16 protein-coding genes are annotated in these 15,244 nt (G+C 63.3%); 8 read left to right on the top strand and 8 right to left on the bottom strand.

Going from position 1 to position 15,244, the window contains the following annotated elements:
* The first annotated feature begins 42 nt into the window (after nucleotides 1-42).
* Nucleotides 43-975: a carbohydrate ABC transporter permease gene (locus JI749_RS00600; RefSeq protein ID WP_233280813.1), complete on the top strand. Its 933-nt coding sequence runs from the start codon at nucleotides 43-45 to the stop codon at nucleotides 973-975.
* Entirely contained in the window at nucleotides 975-1,817 is an 843-nt protein-coding gene (locus tag JI749_RS00595) for a carbohydrate ABC transporter permease (protein WP_201657246.1), read from the top strand. The genes JI749_RS00600 and JI749_RS00595 overlap by 1 nt, the downstream gene beginning before the upstream one ends.
* Here the strand turns inward: JI749_RS00595 and JI749_RS00590 are convergent.
* Both JI749_RS00590 and JI749_RS00585 read right to left on the bottom strand, forming a co-directional pair.
* Complete coding sequence (locus JI749_RS00590) at nucleotides 1,814-2,884, bottom strand: cation diffusion facilitator family transporter (protein ID WP_267911654.1); 1,071 nt, start codon at nucleotides 2,882-2,884, stop codon at nucleotides 1,814-1,816. The two genes, JI749_RS00595 and JI749_RS00590, sit on opposite strands and share 4 nt — an antisense overlap.
* 76 nt (nucleotides 2,885-2,960) lie before the next feature.
* Complete coding sequence (locus JI749_RS00585; RefSeq protein ID WP_233280812.1) at nucleotides 2,961-3,275, bottom strand: ArsR/SmtB family transcription factor; 315 nt, start codon at nucleotides 3,273-3,275, stop codon at nucleotides 2,961-2,963.
* Between the two features lie 139 nt (nucleotides 3,276-3,414).
* Here JI749_RS00585 and JI749_RS00580 point away from each other — a divergent pair, with 139 nt between their 5' ends.
* Nucleotides 3,415-4,404 (top strand): acrylyl-CoA reductase family protein, encoded by a 990-nt coding sequence (locus JI749_RS00580; protein WP_201657240.1) that lies wholly within the window; start codon nucleotides 3,415-3,417, stop codon nucleotides 4,402-4,404.
* Here the strand turns inward: JI749_RS00580 and JI749_RS00575 are convergent.
* Together JI749_RS00575 and JI749_RS00570 are read right to left on the bottom strand one after the other, a co-directional pair.
* Nucleotides 4,401-6,278: an ABC transporter ATP-binding protein gene (locus tag JI749_RS00575; RefSeq protein WP_201657237.1), complete on the bottom strand. Its 1,878-nt coding sequence runs from the start codon at nucleotides 6,276-6,278 to the stop codon at nucleotides 4,401-4,403. The two genes, JI749_RS00580 and JI749_RS00575, sit on opposite strands and share 4 nt — an antisense overlap.
* A gap of 195 nt (nucleotides 6,279-6,473) precedes the next feature.
* The gene (locus JI749_RS00570; RefSeq protein ID WP_201657234.1) at nucleotides 6,474-7,463 is read right to left on the bottom strand and encodes a potassium channel beta subunit family protein; all 990 of its coding nucleotides are present in this window, start codon (nucleotides 7,461-7,463) and stop codon (nucleotides 6,474-6,476) included.
* A 171-nt stretch (nucleotides 7,464-7,634) separates the two neighbouring features.
* Between JI749_RS00570 and JI749_RS00565 the strand changes: the two genes are divergently transcribed.
* Nucleotides 7,635-8,009, top strand: a complete 375-nt coding sequence (locus JI749_RS00565; protein WP_201657230.1) for a VOC family protein — start codon at nucleotides 7,635-7,637, stop codon at nucleotides 8,007-8,009.
* A gap of 7 nt (nucleotides 8,010-8,016) precedes the next feature.
* Here the strand turns inward: JI749_RS00565 and JI749_RS00560 are convergent, their stop codons facing one another.
* From JI749_RS00560 to ilvA, 3 genes are all read right to left on the bottom strand, one after another.
* Entirely contained in the window at nucleotides 8,017-8,721 is a 705-nt protein-coding gene (locus JI749_RS00560) for a pyrimidine 5'-nucleotidase (protein ID WP_201657226.1), read from the bottom strand.
* A 113-nt stretch (nucleotides 8,722-8,834) separates the two neighbouring features.
* Nucleotides 8,835-10,091, bottom strand: a complete 1,257-nt coding sequence (locus JI749_RS00555; protein ID WP_201657223.1) for a hypothetical protein — start codon at nucleotides 10,089-10,091, stop codon at nucleotides 8,835-8,837.
* 187 nt (nucleotides 10,092-10,278) lie between these two features.
* Nucleotides 10,279-11,802, bottom strand: a complete 1,524-nt coding sequence (gene ilvA / locus JI749_RS00550; protein ID WP_201657220.1) for a threonine ammonia-lyase, biosynthetic — start codon at nucleotides 11,800-11,802, stop codon at nucleotides 10,279-10,281.
* A gap of 145 nt (nucleotides 11,803-11,947) precedes the next feature.
* Here ilvA and JI749_RS00545 point away from each other — a divergent pair, with 145 nt between their 5' ends.
* Both JI749_RS00545 and JI749_RS00540 read left to right on the top strand, forming a co-directional pair.
* Complete coding sequence (locus JI749_RS00545) at nucleotides 11,948-12,373, top strand: nitroreductase/quinone reductase family protein (protein ID WP_201657217.1); 426 nt, start codon at nucleotides 11,948-11,950, stop codon at nucleotides 12,371-12,373.
* A 60-nt stretch (nucleotides 12,374-12,433) separates the two neighbouring features.
* Nucleotides 12,434-12,715, top strand: a complete 282-nt coding sequence (locus JI749_RS00540; RefSeq protein ID WP_201657214.1) for a hypothetical protein — start codon at nucleotides 12,434-12,436, stop codon at nucleotides 12,713-12,715.
* A gap of 15 nt (nucleotides 12,716-12,730) precedes the next feature.
* Here JI749_RS00540 and JI749_RS00535 read toward each other — a convergent pair whose 3' ends face one another.
* Nucleotides 12,731-12,958: a hypothetical protein gene (locus tag JI749_RS00535; protein WP_201657211.1), complete on the bottom strand. Its 228-nt coding sequence runs from the start codon at nucleotides 12,956-12,958 to the stop codon at nucleotides 12,731-12,733.
* A gap of 150 nt (nucleotides 12,959-13,108) precedes the next feature.
* Between JI749_RS00535 and JI749_RS00530 the strand changes: the two genes are divergently transcribed.
* Together JI749_RS00530 and JI749_RS00525 are read left to right on the top strand one after the other, a co-directional pair.
* Nucleotides 13,109-13,717 (top strand): TetR/AcrR family transcriptional regulator, encoded by a 609-nt coding sequence (locus JI749_RS00530; protein WP_201657208.1) that lies wholly within the window; start codon nucleotides 13,109-13,111, stop codon nucleotides 13,715-13,717.
* Between the two features lie 15 nt (nucleotides 13,718-13,732).
* The gene (locus JI749_RS00525; protein WP_201657204.1) at nucleotides 13,733-15,229 is read left to right on the top strand and encodes a DHA2 family efflux MFS transporter permease subunit; all 1,497 of its coding nucleotides are present in this window, start codon (nucleotides 13,733-13,735) and stop codon (nucleotides 15,227-15,229) included.
* Nucleotides 15,230-15,244: the final 15 nt, after the last annotated feature.

Raw genomic sequence — 15,244 nt, 5'->3', positions numbered from 1 at the left:
TGCCCGCCTCCGGCAGGCTGAATGGTTGGGGAGGACCACGATATGGCAAGCGTTGCCACTGGCGCAGACATGGTGACCGCGGTCATCCCGCGCCGCCGCCGCTACATGGAGCGCAAGAGCCTGCTGCCGCTGCTGCTCTTCCTGCCGCCGGCGCTGATTCTGTTCACGGTCTTCGTCGTCCTGCCCATGGTCGATGCCGCCACCTTCTCGTTCTTTGACTGGAACGGCTATGGCCCCATCACCGATTTCGTCGGTTTCGAAAACTATGCCGACGTGGTGACCCACCGCAATTTCGGCACGGCGGTGCGCAACAGCCTGATCGTCGTTGCAGTTTCGCTGTTGATCCAGCTGCCCCTGGCCATGTGGTGCGCCATCGCGCTAGCCGAGCGCGGGGTCCATATCAATGTGCTGCGCGTGCTGTTCTTCCTGCCCTATATGCTGGCTGAGGTGGCGGCCGGCCTGATCTGGAAATTCGTGTACGACGGCAATTACGGCCTGCTGCCGGCCATCGGCAGCGCCATTGGCGTCGATATGCCCTTCGTGCTGGGCGACAAGCTCTGGGTGATCCCCGCCATCATGCTGGTCATCACCTGGAAGTATTTTGGCTTCCACATGATGATCTTCATTGCCGGCCTTCAATCCATCCCCAACGAAGTCATCGAGGCGGCCCGGCTCGACGGCGTCAAGAAGTGGCAGATCGTCCGCCACATCAAGATCCCGATGATCCGCTCGGCCATCGTCATCTCGGTCTTTTTCGCCATAACCGGCGCGCTGCAGCTGTTCGACCTGATCATTCCGCTCAGCAATGGTGGCCCGTCCCATTCGAGCCACACCATCGTGACCTTCCTCTACCAGTTCGGCATCCTGCGCATGAAGCTTGGCTTTGGTGGTGCGGTCAGCGTGATCCTGTTTATCGCCTGCGTGATCGTGGCGCTGGCCTATCGTCGCATTCTCTTCAGGGTGGAGCAGAACTGATGGCCGACATCTCCCGCAAGCGCCAGTCGGTCATCTCGCCCCTGCAGTGGCTGAGCCTGGTTATCGTGGCGCTCTTCGTCATCGTGCCATTCTACACCACCGCCCTGGGCGGCTTCAAAGAGATCGGCGAACTGCGCGTCAATCCGTTCGGGCTGCCGGCCAGCTGGGACCCGGTCCGCTTCGTCGAAATCCTGGGCGGGCCGCGCTATTTCTCCTCGCTGGGCAACTCCCTGCTGATCGCCGTGGGCACGGTGGTCCTGTCCACCCTGGTCGCCTCCATGACGGCCTTTGCCCTGGCCCATATCAAGTTCTTTGGCAGCAAGTTCATTCTGGGCTATCTGATGCTGGGCCTGCTCTTTCCCACGGCCACCGGCATCCTGCCGCTCTTCATCAAGATGCGTGACCTAGGGATGCTCGACAGCCACTGGGGCATCATCATTGTCCAGGTGGCGTTCAGCGTGTCCTTCTCGGTGCTGCTGTTCCACAATTTCTTCAAGGAACTGCCCAAGGAACTGGTTGATGCCGCACGCATGGACAATTGCGGCTACATCAAAATCTACTGGTATGTGACCCTGCCGCTGAGCCTGCCGATCATTGCCACCGTCGGTGTGTTCAATTTCGTCGGCAGCTGGAACAGTTTCCTGCTGCCGCTGATCGTGCTTAACAGCGAGGCGAAATATACCTGGCCGCTCGGCATCATGCAGTTCCAGGGCCAGTACGGGTCCGACTGGCCGCGCATCCTGGCCTTCCTGACGCTTTCCATCATGCCGGCCATCGCCTTCTTCCTCCTGGCTCAGCGCTACATCATCTCGGGCCTCACGGGCGGCGCGGTAAAGGGCTAGGGAACCGCATCGGGCGCCAACGCACAGGCAGGTGCCTTGGCGTCCCAGACGATCTCGACGGTCGCGTGACTAATGCCGTAGTCGGCGCGCAGGGCCGCCTTGGTAGCCTGGGTGACCGCCCCGGCATCGGCGCCCGGCGCCAGCGCGATTTCGAGCGTTGCCACCGGCCGGCCCGAAGTGATGGACCACACATGCACATGCCGCACCGCGACAAGTCCGGGCACCTTGGCGACCAGCGCCCGGCTCAAATCCTCGATCACCACGTTACCCGGCGTGCCTTCCATCAGGATATGCAGCGAGCCGCGGAACAGGGTCCAGCCGCTACGCAGGATGAGCAGGCTCACGATCACCGAAAGGATGGGGTCTATGGGCATCCAGCCGGTGAGCCATATGATCACGGCTGCCGCGATGGCGCCGACTGAGCCGAGAAGGTCACCCAGCACATGCACCATGGCGCCGCGGATATTGACGTGGCTCTTGTCGCCGCGTGAGAGCACCAGAAACACGACCACGTTGATGACCAGGCCCAGGCAGGCCACCAGCAGCATCGGGCCTGCCAGCACCTCATGCGGATCGAGCAGGCGCTGCACCGATTCCCACAGGATCCATCCGGTCAGCGCGAACAGCGTTACCGCATTGATCAGCCCGGCCACGACCTCGAGCCGCATATAGCCAAAGGTGCGCTTGCCATCTGAAGCCCGGCGGCCGAAGCGAAACGCGGCCCAGGCAAGCAGCAGCGCAGCCGCATCGGTCAGCATGTGCCCGGCATCGGCAATCAGCGCCAGCGAGCCCGAGAGCAACCCCGCCACGACCTCGGCCACCATGAAGCCGGCCGTGAGCAGGAAGCCGATCAGCACCACGCGCTCATTGCCCGCGCTGACCGTGGGGGCATGGCTGTGGGCGTGCCCGGCATGGTCATGCGACCCGTGATTGTCGTGGGCGTGATCGTGACCGTTGTAATCGTGGTCATGAGCATGGTCGTTCTCATGGCCCGCATGGTCGTGCTCATGGCCGGCATGGTCATGCCCATGCCCCATCGGCCCCTGTTCCTTGCTGCCCTTCGCCATCGATCACTCCTCGATTCATCATATGAATACATGTTCATATGTGTAGATCAAGGCAATTGTCGCCGGAGGCCTGCGGTCAGCTGTCGCTGTCTTCGCCGTAGTCTTCCATCGCATGCTCGACCATGTCGGCCAGCATGCGCGCGATATGCTGGTCGGCTGTCTCGTAGAACACCTGTTTATTGCGTCGCGTTCCGCGCACCAGCCGCGCCGCCCGCAACAGCCGCAAATGGTGACTGACCAGCGACGGCGAAGCATTGACCGTCTTGGCGATGTCGCCCACCGCAATCGGCGCGGCGAGACACGCAAGCAGCACGCGCAGCCGTGTCGGATCGCCCAGCAGGCGATAGGTTTCAGCAATGACGGAAATCTGGGCGTCGCTGGGTGAGTTCAAGGGGCTGACTCGATGGGCTTGCTGCCCAAGAGGTACGGCGCTTCGGCGCGCGGCGCCAGAGGGATGGACCAGACCATCCGGGGTGGCCCCATCGGGCGCATCATGCCAAGCTGGCGAAAAACCGAGAAGGGAGTCGTCCATGAGCTACCGCGCGCTGGTCACCGACAGGGATGCCGACGGCAAGGTGACATCGTCGGTACAGATCATCGACAATACGCGCCTGCCCGACGGCGACGTAACCGTGGACATCGATTGGGCTGGCCTCAACTACAAGGACGGCCTGTGCCTCACCGGCGGAGGTGGGCTGGTGCGCAACTACCCCCATATCGGCGGCATCGATTTTGCCGGCACGGTGCGCAACAGCAGCGACCCCCGCTACAAGGTAGACGATGCCGTGCTCCTCACGGGCTGGCGCGTCGGCGAAACCCACTGGGGTGGCTATGCCGAGCGGGCCCGTGTGCATGCCGACTGGCTGGTCCCGCTGCCGCACGGCATGAGCACGCGCGACGTCATGATTGTCGGCACCGCGGGCCTTACCGCCATGCTGGCCATCGACCGGCTAGAAGCTGGGGGACTGACGCCCGAAGCCGGCGAGGTGCTGGTGACGGGCGCTGCGGGTGGCGTCGGGACGATCGCCACGAGCCTGCTGACCCGGTTGGGCTATCACGTCACCGCTCTTTCGGGCCGGCCGCAGCACGCCGACGCCCTTCGCGCCCTTGGCGCAGCGACGGTCATCGATCGTACAGAATTCCTGGGCCAGCCAGACAAGCCCCTGGAATCGGCGCGGTTCGCCGCTGCCATCGACAGCGTCGGCGGCCGGGTATTGAGCAAGCTGCTCAGGCAGGTCAAGTATGGTGGCCAGGTGGCCAGCGTCGGCAATGCCGGAGGCATCGAACTCTCGACCAACGTCCTGCCGTTCATCTTGCGCGGGGTCAGCCTGCTGGGCATCGACAGCGTCATGCAACCCTATGCAACCCGCGTAAAGGCCTGGCGCCGCATCGCCCTGACGCTCGATCTGGCTGCCTATGCCGGCCTGGTGCGGGAGATCGGGCTGGAGGATCTGCCGGCCGCGGCGGAACACATCCTAGCCGGCGAGATCAAGGGCCGGGTGCTGGTGCGCCCGCGCTAGCGATAACCGGCAGCCTGCAGCTCGAACAGCTCGGCGTAGCGTCCGCGCTTTGCCAGGAGCTCGTCGTGGCTGCCCGCCTCCTCGATGGCACCATTTTCCAGCACGAGAATCCGATCGGCCATGCGCACGGTCGAGAAGCGGTGCGAGATGATGACTGCGGTCTTGCCCGCGGCGAGGCTCTTGAACCGGCTGAACACTTCGGCCTCTGCCTTGGCGTCGAGCGCCGCGGTCGGTTCGTCCAGGATGATCAGGTCCGCGTCGCGCATATAGGCCCGGGCGATGGCGACCTTCTGCCATTCGCCACCACTGAGATCGCGCCCCTTCTTGAACAGGCGTCCCAGCTGCTGGTCATAGCCCTCGGGCAGCTTGGCGATGACGGCATCGGCCAGGCTTCGCTCGGCGGCATCCTCGATGCGCTCCTGATTGCCTTGCTCCTCGATGCGGCCCACGCCGATATTCTCGCGAGCGCTGAGGCTGTAGCGAATGAAGTCCTGGAAGATCACCCCGATATGGGCATGGATGTCGGCAACGGCGAAATCCCTCAGGTCAATGCCATCGACCGTGATGCGACCCTCGTCGGGATCGTAGAGCCGGGTAAGGAGCTTGACGATGGTGGTCTTGCCCGCCCCGTTCTCGCCCACCAATGCCAGCGTCTCGCCGGCCTTGAGGGTAAAGCTCAGGTGCCGGATGGCCCAGCCATCGGTATCGGGATAGCGGAAGCCGACATTTTCGAAGGCAATGCCCTGGCGGATCGGCGCCGGAAACGGTTGGGGACTGGCCGGCGACAGGACGGTCGGTTCGATCTCGAAGAAGCTGAACAGGTCATCCAGATACATCGACTGGCCGGCAATGCTGGTGAAGCCGAGCAGGATCTTCTGGAACAGCCCGTTGAGGCGCAGGAACGATCCGGAGAGAAAGGCCAGGTCGCCGATGGAAAACTCCCCGCTGATCGTGCGCCAGACGATGAAGCCATAAGCGCCGTAGTAGGTAAGCGTCGAAATGGCCGAAAACAGCGCGCCCCACAGTGCCCGCTGCGTCGAAAGCGTGCGGTTCTCGAGATAGATCGTGTGGGCCAGCTGCTTGAAGCGGCTGATAAGGAAATCGCCAAGTCCGAAGAGCTTGAGCTCCTTGGCCGTCTCGGCGCTGGCGCCGATATAGCGGATATATTCGAGTTCGCGCCGCTCCGGCGTGCGCCAGCGGCTCATGAAATAGGCCAGGGTGTTGAAGCGCGTCTCGCCCCAGATGGCCGGCACGAAGCTCAGTGGCAGCAGCAGGATCAGCCAAGGGGCGTAGATGAAGAGGCCCGCGCCCAGCGTCACCACGGTGATCATGTCCTGCGCCTGGCCGAACATCTGGCTGAGGAGCGCATTGCGGCCCGCTGCCTGGCGTCGCGCGCGCTCGAGCCGGTCCTGGTATTCGGCCGATTCGAAATGCATGAGGTCGAGCCGCGCCGCATGCGCCATCAGCTCGACGCTGACTTGGTTGGAATGGAGTTCCGACAGCACCGAATCCACCAGCCCCGTGGCTCGCGCGAGCAGGTCCGAACCGATCACCAGTGCCAGTTCGACGGCCAGCAGCACCAGCACGGTCGATAGCGCGCCTGCGCTCCACCAATCGACAAAGTCGGACCCGGGTGGGGTGATAGTGGTGAGGCGGACCACTTCGTCGATGATCAGCTTGCCCACATAGAGCATGGCCACCGGCTGTACCGACGAGATCAGCCTGAGACCGATGCTGGCGGCGGTGAGCACCCGGCTGGTGCGCCAGATCTGAGCAACGAGCCGTCCGAGATGGCGGAGATTCTCGATGCGCTGGCGGAAAGTGGGGGCTTGCTCGGGCGTGGGCGGCGGGCGGCGCCCGGGAAGGTCGGTCATATCAGGATGATAGCGGCGGGCTAAGCAGGGGCAAACTAAATTTGCGGCAATCTACCCCACCCACCGCGCGGCACCTCCCCCTCGACGGGGGAGGTTGGGAGGGGGTGTTGGGTGGCACGATCTGCATCGTGGCCAACCGCCCCCACCCTTGACCCTCCCCGCTAGGGGGGAGGGTGTCGACGAGATTTCAGCCGATCAATACCGTTCGAATGCCTTGGGCTTGTTGCCCATGATGGTTTCGATCTTCTCGATCACGTCTGCAGTGAGCTTGGCCTTGGACTTCAGCGCCGAAAGGTTGTCCGCCAGTTGCGCCTTCTTGGAAGCGCCCAGGATCACCGTCGAGACATGCGGGTTGTGGAGGCACCAGAGCAGCGCCAGATGATGCACCGGCAGGCCGATCTCCTTGGCGAGGCCAGCCAGCTGCTTGATCTTCTCCAGCTTCCGTTTGCCTTCTTCGCTGGTCCATTCCTTCTTGAGCCATTCATAGCCGGGCAGGTTCATGCGGCTGTCAGCCGGGATCCCGTCATTATACTTGCCGGTGAGCGCGCCCGAAGCGAGCGGCGACCAGATCGTGGTGCCCAGGCCCATCAGGTCATACAGCGGCAGATAGTCATGCTCGACCTTTTCGCGGACGAAGAGATTGTATTGCGGCTGCTCCATCTGCGGGCCGATGAGGTTGTTTGCCCGCGCAAAGGCCCAGGCTTCGGTGAGCTGCTGCGCGTTCCATTCCGAGGTGCCCCAATAGAGCACCTTGCCCTGGGTGATGAGGTTGTGCATCGCCCACACGGTTTCCTCGATCGGCGTGTCGATGTCGGGGCGGTGGCAGAAATAGAGGTCGAGATAGTCGACGCGCAGGCGCTTGAGTGCGGCATGGGCCGCTTCTGTCACATGCTTGCGGGAGAGGCCCTTCTGCGTCGGCTTGCTGCCGCCCCAGAACACCTTGGACGAGACGGCATAGCTGTCCCGGCTCCAGCCCAGCTTGCTGAGCGCAGCGCCCATCAGCGCTTCCGATTCACCGGCCTCGTACCCTTCTGCATTGTCGAAGAAGTTGACGCCTTCGTCATAGGCCAGGCCCATCAGAGATAGGGCCTCCTTCTCGTCAACCTGCTTGCTGAAGGTGACCCAGCTGCCGAGAGACAGTTCGCTGACCTTGAGGCCAGATTTGCCCAAGCGACGATATTCCATGACACTGTTCCTGCTGGTTTCGCGGCTCCCGGCCGCTCTGTAAATTCATCGGCATTCGCCGATGTAGTAGCGCTAATACTGTCTGGCGGGCTGTCTGTAAAGCGCCGTGCCGAACGTCATTGAACTATGACGGACGCCGTCGCGTTCGATGTGAACGGAAAGGATCGAGCCATGCTGAAAGACAAGAATTCATCGGCAATCGTTGCCGTCAAGGATATCGCCGCCGCCCGCGGATTCTATGTGGACACGCTCGGCCTCGAGCCACTGCAGGACAGCGACGACATGCTGGTCCTCAACACCGGCTCGACCCAGCTGGTCGTCTATGTCTCCGACTATGCCGGCACCAACAAGGCCAATGCGGTGGCCTGGGGCGTGGGCGAAGAGATCGAGGCCATCGTCTCGGCCCTGTTGGGCAAGGGCGTGAGCTTCGAGCACTACCCGGAAATGCCTGGCGAGTATTCCGGCGGCATCCATTCGAGCGGCGACTTCAAGGCCGCGTGGTTCAAGGACCCCGACGGCAATATTCTGCACCTGAACAATATGTAGGGGTAGCCTAGGGCCGCTCGCGCAGGAACTTGGCCAGGTTGTCGGTGATGTGATGCACATGCGGGCCGATCGCTCGTCCGAGCTCCCAGGCCTCGACCTGTTCGTGTGCGAAATCCTCGCCGGCCACCACCTGCACCGTTGCCATGCCCACTTCATGGGGCACGACCAGGTTCTTTTCGAGGTCGTCGAACATCACCGCCGTGGTGGGATCGATGCCATGCAGCGTGAGGAACCCCTCATAGGCCGCCTTGTGCGGCTTGGGCAGATAGGTCATGGCGCGGATATCGTGCACATGCTCGAAAATGTCGTCGCAGCCCAGGCGGCGCAACACCGATCGCGCGTGGCCGGTATCGCCATTGGTGAGAATGAACTTGCGGCCGGGCAGGGCGCGGATCGCCTCGACCAGGTCGGGATGGGCATCGACCGGCGAATAGTCGATGGCATGTACGGTGCTGAGGAAGTGATCGGGGTCGATCTCGTGCCGCAGCATCAGCCCGTTCAGCGTCGTGCCATAATCCCGGTAGTAGCTCTTCTGCAGGTCGCGGGCCGCCTCGAAATCGAGCTTGGTCACGTCCATCACATAACTGGTGATGCGCGTGTCGATCTGGGCAAACAGGTTGCAGCTGCGGGGGTAGAGGGTGTTGTCGAGGTCGAACACCCAGTCGGTAATGTGGCTGAGACTGCGCGGCACAGGGGGCGTCATGTCGTTCATGGTCGACAGATACTACGTCACAATCCTGAAGGTTTCATCTAACGAGTATGTGCCCATCAAAAGACGAAGCCGCGCCCGAGGGGGCGCGGCTCCAGCATAGGTGTTGTAGCCGATTAGTCCGCGGCGGGCGCTGCGGTGTTGGCTTCGACGGCCAGACCCAGTGCACTGATCAGGCCGGCAGGGTTGGCGGCGGCGGCCATCAGGACCAGCAGCGAAGTCGGGGAGGGCGGCGCGATCTTGACTTCGAGGCTCTTGGGGTCGTCGAGGAAGGCCGAGACCGGCGGGACGATGACGTCGTTGAGGGCCGGAATGCCGGTCTCTGCAATCATGCCCGGCAACATGGCCTTGATGCCTTCAACGAACGTGGCGCGGTCGGCACCCGACGAGGAGGCGAAGAAGTCCAGCAGCTTGGGCGCCAGGCCGGCATCGTCATAGCGCACCGAAGCGCCGATGATCGACACGCCCTGCATGATCGCCATGCCCTGCATCATCTGGGCCTGCGACTGCTCCTCGGTCATTTCGCCGCCGGCAGTCATGGCGCCCTGCATGGCGTAGATCTGGTCCAGCACGGCGGGGGTGAAGCCCGAAATATCGGTGGTGATGTTGAGCGCGCCCACATCGGCAAAGTCGAGCAGGAATTCGTGCACGGTCATGTGGCCGTCGGCCATCGACCAGCTCAGGTCGCCCGTGATGTTGCCGGTGATGGAGGTCAGTCCCAGGGCCTCGATGACGGCGCCGGCGGACGGATCTTCCTCGCTGACAGTGCTGAGGTCGGCGGTGATGTTGTTGACGGCAAAATTGGAGGTGAGGTCGGTCAGCTCGGTCGCGCCATGCTGCGGATTGAAGGTGGAGCCGGCCTGGATCGAGTCGATGGAGATGACCTCTTCGCCATCGCGGGTAATCGACAGCGCGCCAGTAGAGAAGTTTTCATAAAGCTGCATCAGTCCGATTGCCGGCACGGGATTGCCGGCGGGCAGGTAGAAGCCGTCGACGCGGATGTCTACAAGGCTGAGGTGACCGGCAGGCTCTTCGGCGAAATCGGTGTCGATGTCAGGGATGGTCAGCGATTCAGCCATGTAGCTGCCATCGGCATTTTCGACAACACCCGAGAAGGTGAGCTCGGTGTCGAAGGTCATGGTTTCCATCGGCGCCTCGGGGGTCGAGACGACGGTGATGCTGCCCCCGTCGATGGTGATGGTATCGCCATCGAGGGTGGCTTCGCCCAGGGTCACATCGTAGCCGATGGTCTTGTAGACTTCGATGATGCGGTCGGCAAAAGCCTGCGCTTCGAGCGCATTGGCCTGGCCCATCATCACGGCGGTGGCAACGCCACCGAGCAGCATCGTGGCGGCAATTTTAGTGATCTTCATCGTCTTCTCCGGCTTTGTTTGCTTTGGTTTTTGTCGGGGCAGGCGCTGAACAGTAGTGTTGGGCCCATCTCCCCCGCAGATGGTCCCTTGTCCGATGATTTGCAATAGAAACCGCCGCCGATGCGGCGCAAGATTTCTATTCGCGGTTTATTGCGGCATAACGATGTACCGCAGATGAACGTCCCGTTCAGCCGCGTTCACGATCGAGAAACTGCCGATAAGCCGGGTTGTCGGTCTCGTTCCAATAGGGAAATCCGATGGCGTCGATATGGGCGATGAAGTCGTCCCTTGTCGCCGCGGGCACCTGCACGCCCACCAGCACGCGTCCATAGTCGGCGCCGTGGTTGCGATAGTGGAACAGCGAGATATTCCACCCGTCGTTGAGCCCCTCGAGAAACTTGAGCAAGGCACCCGGCCTTTCCGGAAACTGGAAGCGATAGACGGCTTCGTCATCGAGGTCGCTGACCCGCCCGCCCACCATGTGGCGGACATGGAGCTTGGCCACCTCGTTGTCCGTCATGTCGATGACCCCAAGCCCGTGGCCCTCGAGCAGGGCGATGATCTCCTGCTTTTCGGCATCACCCCGCGTCAGCTTGATGCCCACGAAGATCTTGGCCGTGGCGCCATGGGCGAAGCGATAGTTGAATTCAGTGATCGACCGCTGCCCCAACAGGCGGATGAAGGCGCGGTAGCTGCCGGCGCGTTCGGGAATCTCGACGCTGAACAGGGCCTCGGCCCGCTCGCCGATTTCGGCGCGCTCGGCTACGTAGCGCAGGCGGTCGAAATTGACATTGGCGCCTGAATTGATGGCGATCAGCGCCCCCGCGGGAGCTTCGCCCTGTTCGACCTGGCGCCGCAAGCCGGCCAATGCCAACGCGCCGGCCGGTTCGGCAATGGCCCGCATATCGTCGAAAATATCCTTGATGGCCGCGCAGATTTCGTCCGCCGTGACGGTAACAATGTCGTCGAGCAGCTCGCGGCACATGCGGAACGTTTCGGTGCCGACCTGCCGCACCGCCACGCCATCGGCGAACAGGCCCACCTGATCCAGCGCCACCGGATGGCCCGCGGCAATGGCGGCCTTCATGCTGGCAGCCTCCTCGGGCTCGACCCCGATCACCCGAATTTCAGGACGCAGGAATTTGACGAAGGCCGCAATGCCGGCGGCGAGACCGCCCCCGCCCACCGGCACATAGATGGCGCCGATATCGCCCGGATGCTGGCGCAGCAGCTCCATGCCCACAGTGCCCTGGCCGGCTATGACATCGGGATCGTCGAACGGATGCACCACGACATAGCCGTGCTTTGCCGCCAAGTCGGCGGCATGGGCTCGCGCGGCGTCGAACCCGTCGCCGAACAAGACCACTTCCCCGCCCAGCCGGCGCACGGCACCGACCTTGATGACGGGAGTCGTCGTCGGCATCACCACGATGGCGCGGATGCCAAGCCGCGTGGCCGACAGCGCCACCCCCTGCGCATGGTTGCCGGCCGAGGCGCAGATCACCCCGCGCGCCCGCTCGTCGGCAGTCAATTGCGCGATGCGATTATGGGCGCCGCGGATCTTGAACGAAAAGACCGGCTGCATGTCCTCCCGCTTGAGCAGCACTTGCGTCCCCAGCCGCGCCGACAGCAGGTTCATGGTCTCCAGCGGCGTCTGCTCGGCCACTTCATAGACCGAGGAGGTAAGGATGCGGCGGACATAATCCTGCATTGCGGGCGCTCCGGTGTTGGAGGGGGAGGGACGCCGCGGCGCGGAATTTGTCAACTGCCCGGCGGCACCCTCGGTCCGGCCTTGACCCGGCCTCCCCATGGGTGGAATGATCGGCAATCAGCGATGGAACCTGAAGGATTTGAGCATGAACGACTTCAACGCACAGGTCATTGCCGACTTCAAACAGCACGGCGGCAAGCCGGGCGGCTATTTCAAGAATGCCCCGGTGCTGCTGCTCTATACCACCGGCGCCAAATCCGGCGCTGAACGCCTGTCGCCTCTGATGTATCTGCAGCAGGACGACGATGGCCCCATCTACGTCTTCGCCTCCTATGGCGGCGCGCCCAAGGACCCGGCCTGGTTCCACAATCTGGTGGCCCATCCCGACGCTGAAATCGAGATTGGCGACGGCACAAGCATCGAGCGCATTCCGGTGCGCGCCCGCGTGCTGGAGGGCGACGAGCGTGATTCCATCTATGCCGAGCAGGCAAGGCGGTTCCCCCAATTTGCCGAATACGAGCAGAAGACCACACGTGAGGTGATCCCCGTCGTGGCGCTCACGCGGCGCTGACGCTTGCTTTCGGTTCTCTGTTTGTTCTAGTCTGCCCGGCGAGTCTTCCGGGGGTGCAGAATGCACAAGCGTCAAACAGCCCAACAGCCAGCCGAATCCAAGCTCAAGACCTTGGTGGTTCTCAGCGCCTTCGTGCGGGACGAGGAGGGCGAATTGCGACCGGCCTTTGAGCCGCGCGAACTTCCATCCGCCGACAAAGCCAAGATGGATGCGCGCCGCATGGCGGCCCAGGGCACCTATGCCGGCGTGATCAGCTGGTCGCGCACGGCCGATCTGGTCAATGGCGAGTTCGGTGATCCGGTGGTGCTGTTCCAGCACGGTGAAGTCCCGGACATGGAGTGAGCCGAGCCGTCCGGCTCAGTGTTCTTCGGTCTTGGCGTAAAGGCGAACCATGGTCAGGGGCTGGTCGAGAGGCTGCCAATAGACCTTGGCCACCAGATCGCGCTTGGCGCCGCTGCGCACCACCTTGATGCCAAGGGCGTCTCGCACGGCCGCTTCGGGGGATTGCACGCCGTCTACGACGATATCGGTATCGACCAGCGCCGCATCCTGGCGCAAGTCGACCACGCGGAAGCTTTTTGTCATCAGCTGAGTGTACGCCTCCCGACCGGCAATGACCACCCCATTAGCCGAGGCCATTCCGGAATGGCATGGCTGACCTGTCTCAATCAAATGATTGATTGAGTCTGCGGGCTCGTGTAGAACCGCCCGCGCCTTCATCTCAGATCCCGGCCGATGACCACCGACCCCTCCAGTGCCAGCAAACGCGAACGCGGCGACGACCGACGGGCCGCCATTGCAGAGGCCGCACGTCAGATCATCATCGAAAAGGGGCTCGAGGGGCTGCGCACCCGTGATATCGCCGCCCGCGTCGGCATCAATATCGCCACGCTGCACTATCACGTGCCGTCCAAGGAGGCGCTGATCGCCCTGGTGGCGGATTCGCTGCGCCAGGACTTCCGCGCCCAGGCCCAGCGCCATCCGCGTGACGGCAAGAACGCGCTGGAGCGCCTGCATCTTGAGTTCGACGACTTTCGCGAAACCGTGCGCGATATGCCCGAACTCATCATCATACTGACAGAACTTGGCGAGCGGGCGCGCAGAGATAGCGCCATCGCAGCGATCGTCACCCCGATGCACCAGTTCTGGCGCAACCAGTTCATCGAAATCTACCGCCTCGGCATCGCCGATGGCTCGTTCCGGCCAGACCTCGACCCCGAGGCGGCCGGCCTGATCACCACCGGCGCCATGTCCGACTGCTGGCGCCAGTCCACCGTCTCGCGCAGCGACCGGCTCGAAATCGTGCTGGCCGAACTTGAGCACTCCTTTATCCGCAAATCCTGATCCCGAGGGCTAACCATGTCTGACACCCACAACCCCGGAGCGGCAGCTGCTGCCCCCGACTCGCGCCGTTGGCTGGCGCTGTTCATCCTGCTCATCGCCAATTTCATGAACCTGATCGACGTGACCATCGTCAACGTCGCCCTGCCATCCATGCGCGAGGGCCTGGGCGCCACCGATTCGCAGATCGAGTGGGTGATTGCCGCCTATATCCTGGCCTTTGCCCTGGGCCTGCTGCCCTTCGGCCGCCTCGGCGACATCCTGGGCCGCACCACGCTGTTCCTATGGGGCGTTGCCGGTTTCACGGCCGCTTCGGCCCTTTGCGGCCTGGCCCCCAATATCGAGTTCCTCATCATCGCCCGCATCATCCAGGGCCTGGCCGGCGCCATGATGACGCCACAGGTGCTGGCCATCGCGACGGTGACGTTTCCGCCGCATGAGCGAGGCCAGGCCTTCTCGCTCTTCGGCCTATCGGCGGGTCTTGCCTCCGTCTGCGGGCCCATCCTGGGTGGCGTGCTGATCTCCGCCAATCTCTTCGGACTGTCCTGGCAGCCGATCTTTCTGGTCAACGTCCCGATCGGGATCGCGGCCGTTATTGCCGGCTGGTACCTGATCCCGCGCCTGCCGGGCCATGCGGGCATGAGCAATGACTATGTCGGCATCGGGCTGTTCGGCTTGGGCATCCTCGCGGTCGTCTTTCCCATCGTGGAAGGACGCGCCTATGGCTGGCCGCTCTGGGCCTTTGCGATGATCGCCGCCGGCGTGGTCCTTCTCGCCGTCTTCCTGCTGTGGACACGCCGCCGCGCCGCCGCGGGTCAGCCGCAACTGTTGAACTACGACCTCATCAGCAACAGGCAATTCGCGTTCGGTGCCTTCGTGGTGACCGTGTTCGCCTCCGGCATTCCGGGCATGTTCATGGTGATCTCGCTGCTCCTGCAGGGCGGCTTCAACTTCACCCCGCTTGAATCGGGCCTCACCAACACACCTTTCTCCGTGGGCGTCCTGATCGCCTCGGTGATTGCCGGTCGCTTCGGCGCTCGTTATCTGCGCGCTCGCCTGGCATTGGCCGGTGCCCTGTTGTCCTTCGGCATCGCCTGGCTGCATTTCTATATTGCCGGAGTCACCGATAGCATCGACCACTGGGCTTTCCTGCCGCCGCTGCTGATTGCCGGTATCGGTTTGGGCCTGGGCTTCTCCTCGCTGTTCCAGCTTGTGCTGGCGAATGTGCCGCCGCGCGACGCCGGGGCCGGCTCGGGCGCCCTGCAGGCCTTCCAGCAGGTGGGCGGTGCATTGGGCGTGGCCATCATCGGGGAAATCTTCTTCACCAACCTGGGCAACAGCTTTGCCGCCGGGGGAACCCCGCATGCCGCTTTTGCCAGCGCCTCGAGCCTGGCGCTCTGGTACGTGGTGGGCAGCTTCGCCCTGGTTCTGCTGCTGTCGCCGCTGTTCAAGGGGCCTAAGGCCGGCCCCGGGCGCGGCGGCGTGCCGGTCCAGCCGGCGCTGGTCGAAGCCTGATCGGAAAGGGCGCCC

Source organism: Devosia oryziradicis, assembly GCF_016698645.1.
GTDB classification, from domain to species: Bacteria; Pseudomonadota; Alphaproteobacteria; order Rhizobiales; family Devosiaceae; genus Devosia; species Devosia oryziradicis.
Note: the sequence above shows the minus strand (reverse complement) of the source record. Positions and strands in the feature narration are given on the sequence as shown.

Coding starts and splice junctions, on each gene's coding strand:
- JI749_RS00600 (WP_233280813.1), top strand. CDS start 43: ATGGCAAGCGTTGCCACTGGCGCAGACATGGTGACCGCGGTCATCCCG.
- JI749_RS00595 (WP_201657246.1), top strand. CDS start 975: ATGGCCGACATCTCCCGCAAGCGCCAGTCGGTCATCTCGCCCCTGCAG.
- JI749_RS00590 (WP_267911654.1), bottom strand. CDS start 2,884: ATGGCGAAGGGCAGCAAGGAACAGGGGCCGATGGGGCATGGGCATGAC.
- JI749_RS00580 (WP_201657240.1), top strand. CDS start 3,415: ATGAGCTACCGCGCGCTGGTCACCGACAGGGATGCCGACGGCAAGGTG.
- JI749_RS00575 (WP_201657237.1), bottom strand. CDS start 6,278: ATGACCGACCTTCCCGGGCGCCGCCCGCCGCCCACGCCCGAGCAAGCC.
- JI749_RS00570 (WP_201657234.1), bottom strand. CDS start 7,463: ATGGAATATCGTCGCTTGGGCAAATCTGGCCTCAAGGTCAGCGAACTG.
- JI749_RS00565 (WP_201657230.1), top strand. CDS start 7,635: ATGCTGAAAGACAAGAATTCATCGGCAATCGTTGCCGTCAAGGATATC.
- JI749_RS00560 (WP_201657226.1), bottom strand. CDS start 8,721: ATGAACGACATGACGCCCCCTGTGCCGCGCAGTCTCAGCCACATTACC.
- JI749_RS00555 (WP_201657223.1), bottom strand. CDS start 10,091: ATGAAGATCACTAAAATTGCCGCCACGATGCTGCTCGGTGGCGTTGCC.
- ilvA (WP_201657220.1), bottom strand. CDS start 11,802: ATGCAGGATTATGTCCGCCGCATCCTTACCTCCTCGGTCTATGAAGTG.
- JI749_RS00545 (WP_201657217.1), top strand. CDS start 11,948: ATGAACGACTTCAACGCACAGGTCATTGCCGACTTCAAACAGCACGGC.
- JI749_RS00540 (WP_201657214.1), top strand. CDS start 12,434: ATGCACAAGCGTCAAACAGCCCAACAGCCAGCCGAATCCAAGCTCAAG.
- JI749_RS00535 (WP_201657211.1), bottom strand. CDS start 12,958: ATGACAAAAAGCTTCCGCGTGGTCGACTTGCGCCAGGATGCGGCGCTG.
- JI749_RS00530 (WP_201657208.1), top strand. CDS start 13,109: ATGACCACCGACCCCTCCAGTGCCAGCAAACGCGAACGCGGCGACGAC.
- JI749_RS00525 (WP_201657204.1), top strand. CDS start 13,733: ATGTCTGACACCCACAACCCCGGAGCGGCAGCTGCTGCCCCCGACTCG.